Annotated in this window: 11 protein-coding genes and 3 rRNA genes; 8 read left to right on the top strand and 6 right to left on the bottom strand. The window is 66.6% G+C overall.

Going from position 1 to position 18638, the window contains the following annotated elements:
- Positions 1-75: 75 nt before the first annotated feature.
- On the bottom strand, positions 76-831 hold the full coding sequence (locus tag BJ982_RS13365; RefSeq protein WP_184880015.1) for an SOS response-associated peptidase: 756 nt from the start codon (positions 829-831) through the stop codon (positions 76-78).
- 147 nt (positions 832-978) lie between these two features.
- Here BJ982_RS13365 and aroA point away from each other — a divergent pair, with 147 nt between their 5' ends.
- From aroA to BJ982_RS13325, 8 genes are all read left to right on the top strand, one after another.
- Positions 979-2256, top strand: a complete 1278-nt coding sequence (gene aroA / locus BJ982_RS13360) for a 3-phosphoshikimate 1-carboxyvinyltransferase (RefSeq protein ID WP_184880013.1) — start codon at positions 979-981, stop codon at positions 2254-2256.
- Positions 2253-3266 carry a ribosome small subunit-dependent GTPase A gene (gene rsgA, locus BJ982_RS13355; RefSeq protein ID WP_184888801.1) on the top strand — a complete coding sequence of 338 codons (1014 nt, stop codon included), beginning with the start codon at positions 2253-2255 and terminating at the stop codon, positions 3264-3266. Before aroA ends, rsgA begins: the two co-directional genes overlap by 4 nt.
- A gap of 60 nt (positions 3267-3326) precedes the next feature.
- Positions 3327-4112, top strand: a complete 786-nt coding sequence (hisN, locus tag BJ982_RS13350; protein ID WP_184880011.1) for a histidinol-phosphatase — start codon at positions 3327-3329, stop codon at positions 4110-4112.
- Between the two features lie 439 nt (positions 4113-4551).
- Positions 4552-5628, top strand: a complete 1077-nt coding sequence (gene pstS, locus BJ982_RS13345) for a phosphate ABC transporter substrate-binding protein PstS (protein WP_239123781.1) — start codon at positions 4552-4554, stop codon at positions 5626-5628.
- Positions 5629-5671: 43 nt separating this feature from the next.
- Positions 5672-6613 (top strand): phosphate ABC transporter permease subunit PstC, encoded by a 942-nt coding sequence (gene pstC / locus BJ982_RS13340; protein WP_260413761.1) that lies wholly within the window; start codon positions 5672-5674, stop codon positions 6611-6613.
- Positions 6610-7506: a phosphate ABC transporter permease PstA gene (gene pstA, locus BJ982_RS13335; RefSeq protein WP_203959499.1), complete on the top strand. Its 897-nt coding sequence runs from the start codon at positions 6610-6612 to the stop codon at positions 7504-7506. The genes pstC and pstA overlap by 4 nt, the downstream gene beginning before the upstream one ends.
- 12 nt (positions 7507-7518) lie before the next feature.
- The gene (gene pstB, locus BJ982_RS13330; protein ID WP_184880005.1) at positions 7519-8295 is read left to right on the top strand and encodes a phosphate ABC transporter ATP-binding protein PstB; all 777 of its coding nucleotides are present in this window, start codon (positions 7519-7521) and stop codon (positions 8293-8295) included.
- A 62-nt stretch (positions 8296-8357) separates the two neighbouring features.
- Complete coding sequence (locus BJ982_RS13325) at positions 8358-9071, top strand: response regulator transcription factor (RefSeq protein WP_184880003.1); 714 nt, start codon at positions 8358-8360, stop codon at positions 9069-9071.
- A gap of 376 nt (positions 9072-9447) precedes the next feature.
- Here the strand turns inward: BJ982_RS13325 and BJ982_RS13320 are convergent, their stop codons facing one another.
- The 5 genes from BJ982_RS13320 to BJ982_RS13300 all read right to left on the bottom strand — a co-directional run bounded on the left by BJ982_RS13320 (position 9448) and on the right by BJ982_RS13300 (position 18235).
- Complete coding sequence (locus tag BJ982_RS13320; protein ID WP_184880001.1) at positions 9448-10452, bottom strand: HEAT repeat domain-containing protein; 1005 nt, start codon at positions 10450-10452, stop codon at positions 9448-9450.
- 6 nt (positions 10453-10458) lie between these two features.
- A complete protein-coding gene (locus BJ982_RS13315; RefSeq protein WP_184888797.1) occupies positions 10459-11127 on the bottom strand; it encodes a HEAT repeat domain-containing protein in 669 nt (222 codons plus the stop codon).
- A 1666-nt stretch (positions 11128-12793) separates the two neighbouring features.
- Positions 12794-12910 (bottom strand): 5S ribosomal RNA (gene rrf, locus BJ982_RS13310).
- Positions 12911-13055: 145 nt separating this feature from the next.
- A 23S ribosomal RNA gene (locus BJ982_RS13305) occupies positions 13056-16194 on the bottom strand.
- A 519-nt stretch (positions 16195-16713) separates the two neighbouring features.
- A 16S ribosomal RNA gene (locus BJ982_RS13300) occupies positions 16714-18235 on the bottom strand.
- Together the 16S, 23S and 5S rRNA genes form the textbook arrangement of a ribosomal RNA operon.
- Between the last annotated feature and the right edge of the window lie 403 nt (positions 18236-18638).

The following is an 18638-nucleotide window of genomic DNA, read 5'->3' as shown; positions in this document are numbered from 1 at the left end:
ATGCCCATTCGGCCGGGTTCTTACACCGGCGTTACCCAGCCTTTTCGCGCGTGCCGCCATACTTCTCAGGTCCCCTCAGAACAGCGCGGCCTCCTCGGACCCGTCCCGTTCGACGAGGTGCGCCCCGTTGTTCTTGACGCTGTTCACCTCGCTCGACACCGGGTAGGCGACCAGGCCGCTCGGCGGCGCGGCGGCCAGCATGTCGATGATCTCGCCGGTGTCGGTGCGCGCCGGGTCGAGCCAGTCGGCCCACCGGTCCTCGTGGATCACGACGGGCATGCGGTCGTGGATGCGCCCGAGGTGGTCCTCGGCCGCCGTGGTGATCACGGTGCAGGTGACCAGCCACTTCAACGGGTCGTCGTCGGCCCGCGTACGGTCCTTCCAGAACTCGTACAGGCCCGCCATCGCCATCACCCCCCCGTCGGCCGGGTGGATGAAGTAGGGCTGCTTGGTCTTCTTGTCGGCCCGGTACCACTCGTAGTAGCCGTCGGCGGGCAGCAGGCAGCGGCGCTGCGCGAACGCCTTGCGGTAGGAGGGCTTCTCGGTGAGCGTCTCGACCCGGGCGTTGATCAGGCGGGATCCGATGGAGGGGTCCTTGGCCCAGCCCGGCACCAGGCCCCACTTGAGCACCCGGAGCTGGCGCACGGCCTCCTGCCCGGCGTCCGGCTTCTCACCGTCGGCGACCTGCGGCCGGGTGAGCACCGCGTACACCTTCTTGGTGGGGGCGACGTTGTAGTCCGCGGCCAGCTCCTGCGACGTACCGTCCAGGTCGACCTTGAACTCCTCCAGCAGGTCCTGACGCTTGCGCGCCGACGCGTATCTGCCACACATGCCCATAGACTGCCCCACCACCGCGCCTCACGCGCCCCCCGGCCGCGAAACCGCACCCCCTATCCTCGTCCGCCCCTCCCTTCGGGGACCTGCCGCGGGGCCGCGCGTCAGCCCGTGCGGGAGGGGGCTCCCGGTAGGCTCGGAGCTATGTCAGCTCCCCTGTGGCCCGCGCCCGCGGCGTCCGGCCCGGTCCGCGCGGCCGTCCGGCTGCCCGGGTCCAAATCGGTGACCAACCGCGCCCTGCTGCTCGCCGCGCTGGCCGACGGTCCCGGCACGCTGCGCCGCGCGCTGCGCAGCCGCGACGCCGATCTCATGGTCACCGCCCTGCGGTCCCTCGGCGCCCGGCTGACCTCCTCGAACGACACCGCCTCCGGCGCCGACTGGCACGTCGTGCCCGGCCCGGTGCGCGGCGGCGCGTCGATCGACGTGGGGCTCGCCGGCACGGTGATGCGCTTCGTCCCGCCCGTCGCCGCGCTGGCCGACGGCGAGGTGTCCTTCGACGGCGACCCGCACGCCCGTAAGCGGCCCATGGGCCCGATCCTCGCCGCGCTGCGCGCGCTGGGCGCCCGGGTGGACGGCGACGCGCTGCCGTTCACGCTGCGCGGCCCGATCGTCGGCGGTGAGGTCACGCTGGACGCCTCGGCGTCCTCCCAGCTCATCTCGGGCCTGCTGCTGGCCGGGCCCCGCTACCCCAAGGGCGTGACCGTCCGCCACGCCGGCCCGCCCGTGCCGTCCATGCCGCACATCGAGATGACCGTCCAGATGCTGCGGGCCGCGGGCGCCGAGGTGGACGACTCCGAGCGCGACGTCTGGCGGGTCGAGCCGGGCCCGATCGCCGCGCGTGACGTGGTCGTGGAGCCCGACCTGTCCAACGCGGCGCCGTTCCTGGCGGCGGCCCTGGTCACCGGCGGCGAGGTCACGATCCCCGACTGGCCCGAGCGCACGACGCAGGGCGGCGACGCGCTGCGCGAGCTGCTGGCGCGCATGGGCGGGACGGTGTCGCGCGTTCCCGAGGGGCTGAAGGTGTCGGGCGGCGGCGGGCTGGAGGGCATCGACGCCGACCTGCACGACGTCGGCGAGCTGACGCCGGCCATCGCCGCGCTGGCCGCGCTCGCGGGCTCGCCCAGCAGGCTGCGCGGCATCGCGCACCTGCGCGGGCACGAGACCGACCGGCTGGCGGCGCTGGCCGCGGAGATCAACGGGCTCGGCGGCGAGGTCACCGAGACCGAGGACGGCCTGGCCGTCACCCCGCGCCCGCTGCGCGCCGGGGTGTTCCACAGCTACGCCGACCACCGCATGGCCACGGCCGGCGCGGTGATCGGCCTGGCCGTCCCCGGCGTCCAGGTCGAGGACATCGCGACCACCGCCAAGACCCTTCCCGAGTTCGCCCACATGTGGGCGCGGATGCTGGGGGACGGCCACTGAGAAGACGCGAATACGACGAGGAGGACGTACGGGTCAGGCCCGGCAAGGGGTCGCGGCCGAGGACCCGCATACGTCCCGCGCACGAGGACGCCGTGGAGGGCTTCGTCGTGGCGGTCGACCGCGGCCGTTACACGTGCCTCGTCGAAGGTGAGGGCCGCGGGAGGCGGCGGGAGGCTCCCCGCGAGGTGACGGCGATGCGGGCGCGCGAGCTCGGCCGCAAGGGGATCGTCGTGGTGGGCGACCGCGTCGCCCTGGTCGGCGACACCTCGGGCACGCCCGACACGCTGGCGCGCATCGTCAGGGTCGAGCCGCGCACCTCGATGCTGCGCCGCAGCGCCGACGACACCGACGAGGTCGAGCGTCCCATCGTCGCCAACGCCGACCAGCTCGTCATCGTCACCGCGCTCGCCGACCCGCCGCCCCGGCCGCGCATGATCGACCGCGTCCTCGTCGCCGCCTTCGACGCCGACATCGAGCCCCTGCTCTGCCTGACCAAGGCCGACCTGGCCGCCCCGGACGAGCTCGTCGCGCGGTACGAGCCCCTCGGGCTGCCGTACGTGGTCGTGCGCAAGGGCGGCGACCTGGAGGAACTGCGCACCAAGCTCGCCGGGCGCCTCAGCGTGCTCGTCGGCCATTCAGGGGTGGGCAAGTCGACGCTGGTCAACGCCCTGGTTCCCGACGCCGGGCGCGCGGTGTCGCACGTCAACGCCATCACCGGGCGCGGGCGCCACACCTCCAGCTCCGCCGTCGCGCTGGAGCTGCCCTCCGGCGGGTGGATCATCGACACGCCGGGCGTGCGCAGCTTCGGGCTCGGGCACGTCGTGATCGACAACGTGCTGGCGGCCTTCCCCGCGCTGGCCGAGGGCGCCGTCAACTGCCCCAAGGGCTGCACCCACCGGGGCGAGGAGTGCGCGCTGGACGCCTGGGTGGAACAGGGCCACGCCGACGCGGCGAGCCTCGCGTCCCTGCGCCGCCTGTTCGCCAGCCGGGACGCGCCGGAGGACGACTGAACCCGCGGGGAAACGGGCACTCCCGGTGAAAGCGACCCCCGGCACGGTACCGTTCTGCCTGTGACGGGCTATACCGACGACCTGCGTCTGGCGCACATGCTCGCCGACAGCGCCGACGATCTCACCATGCGCCGGTTCAAGGCCGTCGACCTGCGGGTCGACACCAAGCCGGACCTCACCCCGGTGAGCGACGCCGACCAGGCGGTCGAGGACGCCATCCGCGGCACGCTGCGCCGGGCCCGCCCGCGCGACGCCGTCATCGGCGAGGAGAAGGGCAGGACCAGCGGGTACGGCTCGCGCTGCTGGGTGGTCGACCCCATCGACGGCACCAAGAACTACGTGCGCGGCGTGCCGGTGTGGGCGACGCTGATCGCGCTCATGGAGCACGACAAGGTGGTCGTCGGCGTGGTGTCGGCCCCCGCGCTGGGACGCCGCTGGTGGGCGGCCCGCGACGGCGGCGCCTGGACGGGCCGGAGCCTCACCAAGGCCACCAGGTGCACGGTCTCGTCGGTGAGCCGGCTGGCCGACGCCTCGTTCTCCTACTCCAGCTTCGGCGGCTGGGAGGAGCGCGGGCGGCTGAACGAGTTCCTGGACCTGTCCCGCGTGGTGTGGCGCACCCGCGCGTACGGCGACTTCTGGTCGCACATGATGGTCGCCGAGGGCGCGGTCGACATCTCGGCCGAGCCCGAGCTGTCCCCCTGGGACATGGCCGCGCTGACCGTGATCGTCGAAGAGGCCGGCGGCGTATGGACCGACCTGTCCGGCGCGGCGGACGTCGACGGCGGCAGCCTGGTGTGCGCCAACCCCCTGCTGCACGCCGAGGTGCTCAAGCGCCTGGGCGGCTGAGCACCCGGGCGGCGGGGCTCAGCGCTCGTCCGGGGGACGCGAGATGACCCGGTCGTCGAGGTAGCAGCTGCACTGACCGCACCCTGGACGTACGTCCGCTGTCAGCATGTCGACCCTCCTCACCGTCGTTCCCTCGACGCTACGGCAGGGCGGCCCGCGTGTGACTCACCGTAGGGGCACAGTCGCGTACGGCCCCGAATTCTCACGATGTGGACGCCGCCATGCCCCCACGGCATGGTGTTCAAGTTGTGACATGGGCGGCGACCTCGGAACTTGACCCGTTCCAAACGACGCGACCGGGCCCGTTCATTCGTCGTTCACCTTTAACCGGGGATTAAGTCATCTTGACTCTTTACCGTCCTACCCGTTGTGAGAACAGCGTGGAAGGACAACAAACGTGAAGTGTGCAGGCCGGCTCGCCGTAGCCGCCATCGCCGGCGTGCTTTCGCTCGCTGCGTGCGGTACCGATGACAACGCCCCTGGCGCCACCACGTCCGCGGCTCCGGGCACGAGCAGCAGCAGCGGGGACGCCGGCGGCGGCCTCAGCGGCACGATCAACGCCGCGGGCTCCTCGGCGCAGGGCAACGCCATCGCCGAGTGGAAGAAGAACTTCCAGGGAGCGAACCCGGGCGTGAGCATCAACTACCAGGGCAGCGGCTCGGGCGCGGGCGTCCAGTCGTTCATCCAGGGCACGATCGCGTTCGCCGGCTCCGACTCGGCGCTCAAGGACGACAAGGGCGAGCCCGCCCAGGCCGACGCCCGATGCAAGACCGGCAAGGCGATCAACCTGCCGATGGTGATCGGCCCGGTCGCGGTGGTCTACAACCTCCCCGGCGTCGACAACCTCCAGCTGTCCCCCGCCACCATCGGCGGCATCTTCAACAGCAAGATCACCAAGTGGGACGACGCGGCGATCAAGAAGGACAACCCCGACGCGCAGCTCCCCTCCACCCCGATCCAGGCCGTGCACCGCTCGGACGAGTCGGGCACCAGCGACAACTTCACCAAGTTCCTGAAGGCCACGGCCGGCTGGCCGTACGAGCCCGCCAAGGCCTGGCCCGCCGAGGCCAAGGGCCAGGGCGCCAAGGGCTCCGACGGCATCGCCCAGACCGTCAAGGGCGCCGAGGGCTCGGTCAGCTACGTCGAGCTCTCCTACGCCGAGAACTCGGGCCTGAGCAAGGCCAAGGTCGCCAACGGCTCCGGCGAGTTCGTCGAGCTGACCCCCGAGAGCGCCGCCAAGACCGTCGAGGCCGCCGAGGTCAAGGGCACCGGCAACGACCTCAAGCTCTCGATCGACTACGCCACCAAGGCCGCGGGCGCCTACCCGATCGTCCTGGTGACCTACGAGATCACCTGCGAGAAGGGCCTGTCGGCCGACGAGTCCAAGCTGGTCAAGGCGTTCCTCAAGTACACCGCCAGCAGCGAGGGTCAGAACGCCCTGACCGGTCTCGGCTACGCGCCGCTGCCGGCGAGCCTTCTGACCAAGGTCCAGACCGCCGTCGAGGCGATCTCCTAACTCGATGGCCACGCCACTTCGTACCAGGGAAGGCGGACCGGCCATGCGCCGGCCCGCCTTCCGGCGCAGTCGCGGAGACGGCCCCTTCCGGTTCGCGACCACGGGCGCCGGGGTGATCCTTCTCGCGATCATGGCCGCCATCGCGATCTTCCTCATCGTGAAGGCGGTCCCGGCCCTCCAGGCCAACACCGGGAACTTCCTCACCGAGAAGTTCTGGACGCCCAACGCCACCGAGCCGAAGTTCGGCATCGCGGCCCTGGCGTTCGGCACCGTGCTCAGCTCGCTGCTCGCGCTGATCATGGCGCTGCCGGTGGCCGTCGGCGTCGCCCTCTTCATCTCGCACTACGCGCCCCGGCGGCTGGCCGGCGCCCTGGGATACATCATCGACCTGCTGGCCGCGGTCCCGAGCGTGGTCTACGGCCTGTGGGGCGTCATCTTCCTCATCCCGTTCGTGAAGGGGCCCTGGACCTTCCTGAACGAGTACTTCGGGTGGATCCCCCTGTTCGCGGGCGACGCCGTCTACGGCAAGTCCATGCTGACCGGCGCCGTCGTGCTGGCCATCATGATCCTGCCGATCATCGCCGCGATCTCCCGCGAGGTGTTCCTGCAGGCCCCGCGGTCGCTGGAGGAGGCCTCGCTGGCCCTCGGCGCCACCCGGTGGGAGATGATCAGGATGTCGGTGCTGCCGTTCGGGCGTCCCGGCGTCATCAGCGCGGCCATGCTCGGCCTCGGGCGCGCGATGGGCGAGACGATCGCGGTCGCGCTCATCTTCCCCGCGACCTTCGGCATCACCTTCCAGGTGCTGTCCAACGACGGCAACAGCATCGCGGCCAACATCGCCAACGGGTTCGGCGAGGCCACGCCGATCGGCCAGGGCGCGCTCATCGCCTCCGGCCTGGTGCTGTTCGTGATCACCCTTCTGGTCAACATGGCCGCCCGTCTGATCATCGCGCGGCGCAAGGAATACGCGAGGGCAGCCGCATGACCGTCTCCCCCATGCCGCCCGCCGTCATCACCCGCGTGTCCTTCAGCCGCAGGCTGAAGGACCGTGTCGTCCTCGGGCTCGTCTGGCTGGCCTTCGCGGTCGCGGTCGTCCCGCTGATCTCGGTCCTGTGGCTGGTCGTCAAGAACGGTCTCGCCCGCTTCGACGCGGAGTTCCTGACCCACTCCATGCGCAACATCGGCGCCCGCGACGCCGGAGGAGGCGCCTACCACGCCATCCTCGGCACGCTGGAGCAGGTCGGCCTCGCCACGCTGATCTCGGTCCCCATCGGCCTGCTCACCGCGATCTACCTCGTCGAGTACGGCCAGGGCCGCAGGCTCGCGCAGTCCATCAGCTTCTTCGTCGACGTCATGACCGGCATCCCCTCGGTGGTGGCCGGTCTGTTCATCCTGGCCTTCTGGGTCCTGGTGCTCGACATGAACTACTCGGGCTTCGCGGGCGCGCTCGCCCTGTCGATCCTGATGATGCCCACCGTCGTGCGCTCGGCCGAAGAGATGCTGCGCCTGGTCCCGAACGACCTGCGCGAGGCGTCCTACGCCCTCGGCGTGCCCAAGTGGCGAACGATCATGAAGGTCGTCGTGCCGACCGCCCTCACCGGCATCGTCACCGGCATCATGCTCGCCATCGCCCGCGTCGCCGGCGAGACCGCGCCGCTGCTGCTCACGGTCTTCATCACCGACTCCATCAACGAGAACCCGTTCAACGGGCCTCAGATGGGCCTCCCGCTGTACGTCTTCGACCAGGCCCAGCGTCCGAACGTCACGGCCGTGGACCGGGCCTGGACGGGAGCCCTCACCCTCATCCTGATCGTCATGCTGCTCAACCTGGTGGCACGCCTCATCGCCTGGTGGCGCGCCCCCGCCAAGGGCCGGTAAGGGGTTATCGACATGGCCAAGCAGATCGAGGTCTCCGACCTCGACGCCTACTACGGATCGCACAAGGCGATCGAAGGCATCACGATGACGATCGAGCCGCGCTCGGTCACCGCCTTCATCGGCCCGTCAGGATGCGGCAAGTCGACGTTCCTGCGCACGCTGAACCGCATGCACGAGGTCATCCCGGGCGCGCGCGTCGACGGCAAGATCCTCCTTGAGGACCAGGACCTCTACGGCGCGGACATCGACCCGGTGTCGGTGCGCCGCACCGTCGGCATGGTCTTCCAGCGGCCGAACCCGTTCCCGACGATGTCCATCTTCGACAACGTCGCCGCCGGGCTCAAGCTCAACGGCCGGGTCTCCCGCTCCCAACTGGACGGCATCGTCGAGACGTCGCTGAAGGACGCCAACCTGTGGAACGAGGTCAAGGACCGGCTCAACAAGCCGGGTGCGGGCCTGTCCGGCGGCCAGCAGCAGCGGCTCTGCATCGCGCGGGCCATCGCCGTCAGCCCGGCCGTCCTGCTCATGGACGAGCCGTGCTCGGCCCTGGACCCGATCTCGACGCTGGCCATCGAGGACCTCATCGCCAAGCTGAAGAACGACTACACGATCGTGATCGTGACGCACAACATGCAGCAGGCGGCCCGCGTCAGCGACCGTACGGCGTTCTTCAACCTGGCCGGGCAGGGCCAGCCCGGAAAGCTCATCGAAATGGACGACACCTCCAAGATCTTCACCAACCCGAGTCAGAAGGCGACCGAGGACTACATCACCGGACGCTTTGGGTGATCGGCTCCCCGGTACCAGGAGCCGGTGAAGTCTCGGAGCCTTAGGAGCCAGAGGGAGATGGTGTGACCCAGCCGCAGGCGGCACCAGAAGTGGACGGGGACACTCGGTCGGCGCCCATGCTGCTGGTGGCCGATCCCGACGCCGAGATGGTGAGGGAACTGGCCGAGGCACTGGAGCGCGAAGGGGTTCTCGTCGCAGGAGTGTCCGACGGCGCCCAGGCGCTTCTCCAGGCCGGCGCCCTCCGGCCTGACGTCGTACTCGTCAGCGCCACCCTGCCCGTCATCGGGCCGGTCGAGTTCGTACGCGCGGTACGGCGCGCCCGCGCCGTACCCGTACTGCTAGGAGTGGGCGAAGGACACGCGGAACAGGCCGTCCAGGGCCTCGCCGCCGGAGCCACGGCGTGCGTGGCCAGGCCCTACCGCGTGCCCGAGCTGCTGCCGTTGGTCCACGCGGCGTTCCCCGGGGACGCCTCGCGCGGGGTGCTGACGGTCGGCACCGTCGAGCTCGACGTCGGGGCCTACCAGGTGCGCGTGGCCGGCATGCCGGTGCACCTGCCCCTCCGGGAGTTCGAGCTGTTGCACTACTTGATGCGCAACGCCGACCGCACGGTCACGCGGGAGCAGATCATGCGCCACGTCTGGCACGCGGCCGACGCCATGTCGACCAACACCATAGCCGTCCACGTCAAACGCCTCCGAGCCCGCCTCGGCGACCACGACGACCGCCTGATCCAAACAGTCCGCGGCGTCGGCTACCGCCTGGTCGCTCCCCATTGACGCTCTCCCACCCACTCCCATCTGGACGAGAACGAGCTGGGCCGGGGTTCGCGCTGATGCTTGAGCTCTACGACTGGAGACGCGATTCCCGCGGCGCGAGGACGCGCCGAAGGCGGCAGGCGGTCGACCTCATGGCCGGCTAGCTGAAGGGCGACGCCAGCCTGTTCTCTCAGCACACCTGGCCGAGGCGGGCGATCGAGTGCCATGGGATGCGGACCCGGGAGTTCCACCAATTCTTCCGGGAGCCGACGGTCGGGCACGAGGCCAAGCGAAAACGCGATCCGTTATCGCGCGCCACGGATCCGGAGGATGTACGCCGCGGCAAGCGCAGCGGCACGATCTTCGTCATGTGACAGATCAGCGAGGACGCGTGCCGTTATCGCGCCTCACGGATCCGGAGGATGTACGCCGCAGTGAGCGCAACGGCACGATCTTCGTCATGTGACAGATCAGCGAGGGCGCGTGACGCTGTGGTTCCCGGGATGTCCGCGAGCGCCTGTGTCAGCCGTCGACGAACCGACGATTCAACGGTGCCGTGGGCGAGGCGATCGACGAGCGCGCTGGCGATCCGATCCGCCGACGCGGGACGACTCGCCAGCGCGCTCAACGCATCGGCCGCATCGACGTCATTGATCCCCTCGACGACCATATCGATGAGCGTCGGCACCGCCTCGGCCACTCCACGCGCCCCGAGTGCCAGAGCCGCATACCTGCGGACCACGATGTCGGTGCTCGTCAGGGCGTCCCGCAACAGCGCGGTCGACTCACCGTCCGAGATCTCGGCGATGGACTGGACGGCACGCTTGCGCACCTCGGCCGCCGGCGAGCCGAGGCCCTCCGCCAGCAGCGCCAACGCGTCATCGCCCGATTGCGCCAGGGCCCATCGGAGGGCTCCGGCGACGTTCGGGTCCGACTCGCTCAGCGCCGCCTCGACCAGTGCCTCCACCGGCACCGCGACCTCTTCGACCGAGGACAAGGCCGCGCGCTGGCGCTTGCCTGCGCTCTTCGACCCCAACGCCTGCATGAGCGCGACGATCTGCAGGACGTCCTGCCAGCCCTCGGGTTCCGCGGCGCCGATCCGACGCAGTCGTGTGAGCAGCTCCGTCTCGGCGGCGATGCGTTCGCGTGTCCGGCGGATGAGGTCGTCGACGAGCTCTGCGGGCGTGAAGTCGGGATCATCGAGCGCGCGCCCGACGTCACGCAGCGACAGCCCCAGCGACCGCAGGCTCTCGATGTGGAAGATCCGCCGGATGTCCTCGCCGGAGTACTCGCGATAGCCGCCCTCGGTACGCCCCGTTGGCCGCACCAGGCCGAGCGCGTCGTAATGCCTGAGCATGCGGGCGCTGACCCCGGATCGCCGTGCCACATCACCGATCAACACTGCCCATCACTCCTCCTTGCCGGCGCCGCCGAGGGCCACGATGCGCTTCGCCTCCTCGATCGCGTACCCGAACCCGGCATCCGGGTCGCTCAACAACTGTTCCGTGGCGATCGCGTGCGCCCGCACCCGAGGGTCGGGATCCTCCCTCGCACCGTGCAGCACCGGCACGATCACCTCGCCGAGCGCGACCAGCGCCCGGCTCAGGCTCAGCTGCGTCTCACGCCCGCCGCGCCCGAGCTGCGCCGCCAACACGGCCGCCAGCTCGGCCTCTTCGCCTTCGGGCACGAGCACGACCGCCGCCCGCCAAGCGCTCCGCGCCACCTCGTCGTCGGCGTCGGACAGCAGCGCCCGTGTGATCGCCGGCCACGCCTGCCGATCCCCGATCTTCGACAGCGTGTGCAACGCCTGGCTCCGCGCCTGCGCACGCTCCGAGCGAACTTCCTTCAGAAGCGCCGGCACCGTCAGCGATGCCGGATGGCGAGTGAGCGCCCACGTCAGCATGTCCCGCACATAGAACTCCGGCTCGACCGCGCACCGCTCGATGAGCTTGTCGACAAACCGCGGATCAGGCCCACTACCAACCGCCATCGCCACCCGCAACCGCACCGAAGAACTACCATCCTCCAATCCCTGAAAAGCCCGAACCACATCCGCATCCTGTCCCACCATGCCCATCACACCCACCTCCTAGCCCCCAGTGAAGACCTTGTCACCGTGTCAAGGTCAAGCACCCCCAAACCGAAGCCGAGGCCCATTTCCCAGCGCACCCCGGCTTCCCAGCGCACCCCGGCTTCCCAGCGCACCCCGGCTTCCCAGCGCACACTGGCTTCCCGGCGCGACCCGTTCCCCGCCGCAACCCCGCATGTGCCTCTCCAAGAGGCCAGCGTTCCCCCCGCTGCTATCGCCCCGGCGCATGCCTCGAACCTCTCAGTGCTCTTTCCGCTTCCGCCCGGATGCAGGGCTTCTCTCAAGCGCCGCGTCGGCGGGGTGCAGGTCGGCGGAGCCCGGCGCCTACAACGGCGCCCAGCCAGCGGCCTTCCCGCAGTACGCGGTGCGAGAGGAAGCGCGCGTCAGCGCCTGGTGAACACAGTCCGAGCCGAAGGCGAGGCCCTTTTTCGAGCGCAGCCCGGCATTTCCCCAGCAGCCCGGCATGTACGGGCCCTGGAGTCCGACGTCCCCTCCACTGCCCGCTTGGCGCGCATGCCTCCGAGCATCTCCGCGCTCTTTCCGTTCCGTGCGCGCTCTTTCCGTTCGGATGCGAGCTTCTGTTCAGCGCCGCGTCGGTGGGGTGCAGGTCGGCGGAGTCCGGCGCCCATGACAGCGGCCGACCGGCCGCGTTCTGCGGTACGCGGTGCGAGGGGAAGGCGCGTCAGCGCCTGGGGAACATAGTCTGAGCCGGAGGCGAGGCCCATTCTGCGGCGTGCCTCGGCGTTCTCGTTTTCGTGACAGGTCGGCGGCCGTCGCGGGAGGGATGGGTGGGGGCGGGTGGGCCGCCGTTGTAGGCGCTGGGATTCGCCGACCTGCGTCCCGCCGACGCGGCGCCTTCGATGAAGACCCTCGTGGCGGAGGAGAGGTCCCGGAGTTCGTGGCAGGGACGCTTGAAGGTCACCGGGGTTTCTTGCCGCGCGTCCGCTCCGATCGGGTGTGCGCGTCAGCGCCTGAGAAACACAGCCCGAGCCGGAGGCGAGGCCCATTTCCCCGGCGCAGCCCCGCATTCACCTCTCAGAGTCCGGCGCTCCCTCCGTTCTCAGGGTCCGGCGCTCCCTCCGTTGCCATCCTTGACTCATGCCTCCGAACGTCTCCGCACTCTTTCCGCCCGGATACGAGCGTCTGTTCAGCGCCGCGTCGGCGGGGTGCAGGTCGGTGGAGCCCGGCGCCCATGACGGCGGCCGACCGGCCGCCGTTCTGCGGTACGCGGTGCGAGGGAAGGCGCGTCAGCGCCCGGGAAGCACAGTCCGAGCCGGAGGTGAGGCCGTTTCCGCGCGTGCCTCGGCGTTCTCGCTCTCGCGACAAGCTGGCGGTCGTCGCGGGCACGGGTTGGCAGGCCGCCGTAGTAGGCGCCGGGATTCACCGACCTGCGTCCCGCCGACGCGGCGCCTTAAAGAGACCCCACGTGGCGAAGGAGAGAGGTCCCGGAGTTTGCGGCAGGGACGGACGCACGAATGGAAAAGTTCTGGAGCGCACGAAAGCCCTGGAGACACCCCCCGGGCACGCAGGAATACGGGCGAAAAAGTCCTGGAAATGCAGGACACGAAGAAGAAAAGTGCCCGAAATGCAGGAAGGGCCACCCGTGGAGCACGAAGCTCCTGGATGGCCCTACCTTGCATTCACTTCAAAGATTGTCCGGCGGTGTCCTACTCTCCCACACCGTCCCCGGTGCAGTACCATCGGCGCTGGAAAGCTTAACTTCCGGGTTCGGAATGTAACCGGGTGTTTCCCTTCCGCTAAAACCGCCGTAACCCCGTGAAACAACCAACCGAGCACACCACCCACCAACACACCTGTACGATGCCTGTTGGTTGGTGTGGGTCTCAGGTTTGATGTCTCTGAGATCACACAGTGGACGCGAGCACCACCCGCACAGCAGCGGGTGTTGTTGCTTTGTGGTCAAGTCCTCGGCCTATTAGTACCGGTCAGCTCCACACCTTACGATGCTTCCACACCCGGCCTATCAACCCAGTCGTCACCTGGGAGCCTTACCCCCCTCACAGGGGTGGGAGACCTCATCTCAAGGCAGGCTTCCCGCTTAGATGCCTTCAGCGGTTATCCCTCCCGAACGTAGCCAACCAGCCATGCCCTTGGCAGAACAACTGGCACACCAGAGGTTCGTCCGTCCCGGTCCTCTCGTACTAGGGACAGCCCCCTTCAAGTCTCCTGCGCGCGCAGCGGATAGGGACCGAACTGTCTCGCGACGTTCTAAACCCAGCTCGCGTACCGCTTTAATGGGCGAACAGCCCAACCCTTGGGACCTACTCCAGCCCCAGGATGCGACGAGCCGACATCGAGGTGCCAAACCATCCCGTCGATATGGACTCTTGGGGAAGATCAGCCTGTTATCCCCGGGGTACCTTTTAGCCGTTGAGCGACGGCGCTTCCACAAGCCACCGCCGGATCACTAGTCCCAGCTTTCGCTCCTGCTCGACCCGTCGGTCTCACAGTCAAGCTCCCTTGTGCACTTACACTCGCCACCTGATTGCCAACCAGGCTGAGGGAACCTTTGGGCGCCTCCGTTACCCTTTAGGAGGCAACCGCCCCAGTTAAACTACCCACCAGACACTGTCCCCCACCCGGATCCACGGGCGCGGGTTAGACATCCAAAACGACCAGAGTGGTATTTCACCAATGACTCCACCACCACTAGCGTGACAGCTTCACCGTCTCCCACCTATCCTACACAAGCCGTCCCAAACACCAATGTCAAGCTGTAGTGAAGGTCCCGGGGTCTTTCCGTCCTGCTGCGCGTAACGAGCATCTTTACTCGTAGTGCAATTTCGCCGGGTCTGCGGTTGAGACAGCGGGGAAGTCGTTACGCCATTCGTGCAGGTCGGAACTTACCCGACAAGGAATTTCGCTACCTTAGGATGGTTATAGTTACCACCGCCGTTTACCGGCGCTTAAGTTCTCACCTTCGCCTGCGTTACCACAAGCTAAGCGGTCCCCTTAACGTTCCGGCACCGGGCAGGCGTCAGTCCGTATACATCGTCTTACGACTTCGCACGGACCTGTGTTTTTAGTAAACAGTCGCTTCCCCCTGGCCACTGCGACCCCCACCAGCTCCGGACGCACGGTCCATCACCAGCGAAGGCCCCCCTTCTCCCGAAGTTACGGGGGCAATTTGCCGAGTTCCTTAACCACAGTTCACCCGATCGCCTCGGTATTCTCTACCTGACCACCTGAGTCGGTTTAGGGTACGGGCCGCCGGCACACTCACTAGAGGCTTTTCTCGGCAGCATGGGATCACCCACTTCACCACAATCGGCTCGGCATCACATCTCAGGATAATAGAGCGCGGATTTGCCTACGCTCCTCCCTACATGCTTACCCCAGGAACAACCATCGCCTGGGATGGGCTACCCTCCTGCGTCACCCCATCGCTTACCTACTACCAGATCAGGCCAGGCGTTCACCCTCACCCACACCCCGAAGGGCGTGAGGGGTTAAGGACCCTTAGTATCACTGGATTCGATATGGGCGCGTGCCCGCGGGTACGGGAATATCAACCCGTTGTCCATCGACTACGCCTGTCGGCCTCGCCTTAGGTCCCGACTTACCCTGGGCGGATTAACCTAGCCCAGGAACCCTTGGTCATCCGGCGCAGAAGTTTCTCACTTCTGATTCGCTACTCATGCCTGCATTCTCACTCGCACAGCCTCCACGATTGGGTCACCCCACCGCTTCACCGGCTGCACGACGCTCCCCTACCCACCCACACACCTGGATGCGACAAAGCCGCACCGGGCTACACGTGTGAGTGCCACGACTTCGGCGGCGTACTTGAGCCCCGCTACATTGTCGGCGCGGAATCACTTGACCAGTGAGCTATTACGCACTCTTTCAAGGGTGGCTGCTTCTAAGCCAACCTCCTGGTTGTCACTGCGACTCCACATCCTTTCCCACTTAGCACACCCTTAGGGGCCTTAGTCGGTGGTCTGGGCTGTTTCCCTCTCGACCACGGAGCTTATCCCCCGCAGTCTCACTGCCACGCTCTCACTTACCGGCATTCGGAGTTTGGCTGACGTCAGTAACCCGGTAAGGCCCATCAGCCATCCAGTGCTCTACCTCCGGCAAGAAACACGCAACGCTGCACCTAAATGCATTTCGGGGAGAACCAGCTATCACGGAGTTTGATTGGCCTTTCACCCCTACACACAGATCATCCCCCAGGTTTTCAACCCTGGTGGGTTCGGTCCTCCACACGGTCTTACCCGCGCTTCAACCTGCCCATGCGTAGATCACTCCGCTTCGGGTCCACAGCATGCGACTACAAACGCCCTATTCAGACTCGCTTTCGCTACGGCTCCCCCACACGGGTTAACCTCGCCACACACCATGACTCGCAGGCTCATTCTTCAAAAGGCACGCAGTCACATCACAACCATCCCGAAGGACGGTTACGCTCCTACGGCTTGTAGGCACACGGTTTCAGGTACTATTTCACGACCCCTCACCGGGGTGCTTTTCACCTTTCCCTCACGGTACTCGTGCACTATCGGTCATCAGGGAGTATTCAGGCTTACCAGGTGGTCCTGGCAGATTCACACAGGATTTCTCGGGCCCCGTGCTACTTGGGATCCCCTCAAGAAGCCGACACGATTTCACCTACCCGGCTCTCACGGTCTACGGCGCCCCTTCCCAGAGGCTTCGGCTATCGCAACGGTTTATCACTCCTCGGGAGAACGGCAGCCCTCCCACGAAGGTCCCACAACCCCACACACGCAACACCTGCCGGCTATCACACGCGCATGGTTTAGCCTCATCCGCTTTCGCTCACCACTACTCACGGAATCACATTTTGTTTTCTCTTCCTACGGGTACTGAGATGTTTCACTTCCCCGCGTTACCACCAACCGCCCTATACATTCAGACGGCGGCGACACCACATGACTGGTGCCAGGTTTCCCCATTCGGACATCCCCGGATCAACGTCTGGTTGGCGACTCCCCGAGGCTTAACGCAGCCTCCCACGTCCTTCATCGGCTCCTGATGCCAAGGCATCCACCGTGTGCCCTAAAAAACTTGGCCACAAAGATGCTCGCGTCCACTATGCAATTCACAAACAACAAACGAGACCACCAGCCCAACCCGCCACCAAACACCCACACCACCCAGCAGCCCAACCCCCCACAACAGAAGGAGAAGAACCAAACGCCGGACACGTGAGCCGGTATGACAGAAGACCGGTCCCGACCGAGAAGAACAACCACCGCACAAGCAACGAGACCGCCACCGCGACCAGACGAAATCCGGTCACCCCAGCGGCCCCGCGCAAACGGCCCGTTCCCTCAGGACCCAACAGTGTGTCCAACCAACCCCGGCCCCGTACCCCGCGGTCCTGAACCCGCTTCCGAAGAAGCAGGCAGTACTGGCAGGTCCCGGATGAACGGGTCTGGTTGAGTAGCCAGTGCTCCACTAATGAGCCGGCCACGCACAGGACGTTCGCCTGTGACCGCAGCCATGGACTCTCACACCCGAGCTCGTGGAGGCTGATCGGAGATCATGGCCTCCCGCGCTCATGCGGGTGGTAGAGCCGGTGCTCCTTAGAAAGGAGGTGATCCAGCCGCACCTTCCGGTACGGCTACCTTGTTACGACTTCGTCCCAATCGCCAGCCCCACCTTCGACCGCTCCCCCCCTTGCGGGTTGGGCCACGGGCTTCGGGTGTTGCCGACTTTCGTGACGTGACGGGCGGTGTGTACAAGGCCCGGGAACGTATTCACCGCAGCATTGCTGATCTGCGATTACTAGCGACTCCGACTTCATGGGGTCGAGTTGCAGACCCCAATCCGAACTGAGATCGGCTTTTAGGGATTCGCTCCGCCTCACGGCCTCGCAACCCTCTGTACCGACCATTGTAGCATGTTTGCAGCCCAAGACATAAGGGGCATGATGACTTGACGTCATCCCCACCTTCCTCCGAGTTGACCCCGGCAGTCTCCCATGAGTCCCCGCCACCCCGAAGGGCGCGCTGGCAACATGGAACAAGGGTTGCGCTCGTTGCGGGACTTAACCCAACATCTCACGACACGAGCTGACGACAGCCATGCACCACCTGTCACCCAGTCCAAAGGAGGGCCCTGTCTCCAGAGCTTTCCAGGCGATGTCAAGCCTTGGTAAGGTTCTTCGCGTTGCGTCGAATTAAGCAACATGCTCCGCCGCTTGTGCGGGCCCCCGTCAATTCCTTTGAGTTTTAGCCTTGCGGCCGTACTCCCCAGGCGGGGCGCTTAATGCGTTAGCTACGGCACGGGACCCGTGGAAGGACCCCACACCTAGCGCCCAACGTTTACAGCGTGGACTACCAGGGTATCTAATCCTGTTCGCTCCCCACGCTTTCGCTCCTCAGCGTCAGGTAAGGCCCAGCAAGCCGCCTTCGCCACCGGTGTTCCTCCTGATATCTGCGCATTTCACCGCTACACCAGGAATTCCGCTTGCCCCTACCTACCTCTAGCCAGCCCGTATCCACCGCAGACCCACAGTTAAGCCATGGGCTTTCACGGCAGACGCGACAAGCCACCTACGAGCTCTTTACGCCCAATAATTCCGGACAACGCTCGCGCCCTACGTATTACCGCGGCTGCTGGCACGTAGTTAGCCGGCGCTTCTTGTGCAGGTACACGTCAACTTCGTCCCTGCTGAAAGAGGTTTACAACCCGAAGGCCGTCATCCCCCACGCGGCGTCGCTGCGTCAGGCTTCCGCCCATTGCGCAATATTCCCCACTGCTGCCTCCCGTAGGAGTCTGGGCCGTGTCTCAGTCCCAGTGTGGCCGGTCGCCCTCTCAGGCCGGCTACCCGTCGTCGCCTTGGTAGGCCACTACCCCACCAACAAGCTGATAGGCCGCGAGCCCATCCCCAACCGAAAAAACTTTCCACCTGAAGTCCGATGCCAGACCAGGTCCTATCCGGTATTAGACCCGGTTTCCCAGGCTTATCCCGAAGTTGAGGGCAGGTTACTCACGTGTTACTCACCCGTTCGCCGCTCGAGTACCCCGAAGGGCCTTTCCGCTCGACTTGCATGTGTTAAGCACGCCGCCAGCGTTCGTCCTGAGCCAGGATCAAACTCTCCAAACAATGTCTGGAAAAAATCCCGGCAGACACCCACCACACAAGGCAGGCGTCAACCAAAGGAACCATCCACCACCACACCCAGAGGCATGGCAGACGGAGGATCATGCATGATTCATGCACTGGCTTTTAACACACTGTTGAGTTCTCAAGAAACGGACGCGTACACCATCACCCGAACCCTGCGACCAGGACCCGAACTCCGGGGCTTCCATCTCGTTTTCTACTTTACCAGTTTCAGATGCTTGGACCAAATCAAGTGACTCGACCCGATGCGTCTGGACTTGCTAAAGTATAACACCCTGTCTCCAGGGCAACCCCTCGAACTTACCAGGACATCCGGGCAGGAGCAACCAAAGCACGCCTAACCGGAGGAACCGGACGTCAGAGGGGAGCTGGGCAGGCCGGC

The organism is Sphaerisporangium siamense, from assembly GCF_014205275.1.
Classification (GTDB): Bacteria; Actinomycetota; Actinomycetes; order Streptosporangiales; family Streptosporangiaceae; genus Sphaerisporangium; species Sphaerisporangium siamense.
Note: the sequence above shows the minus strand (reverse complement) of the source record. Positions and strands in the feature narration are given on the sequence as shown.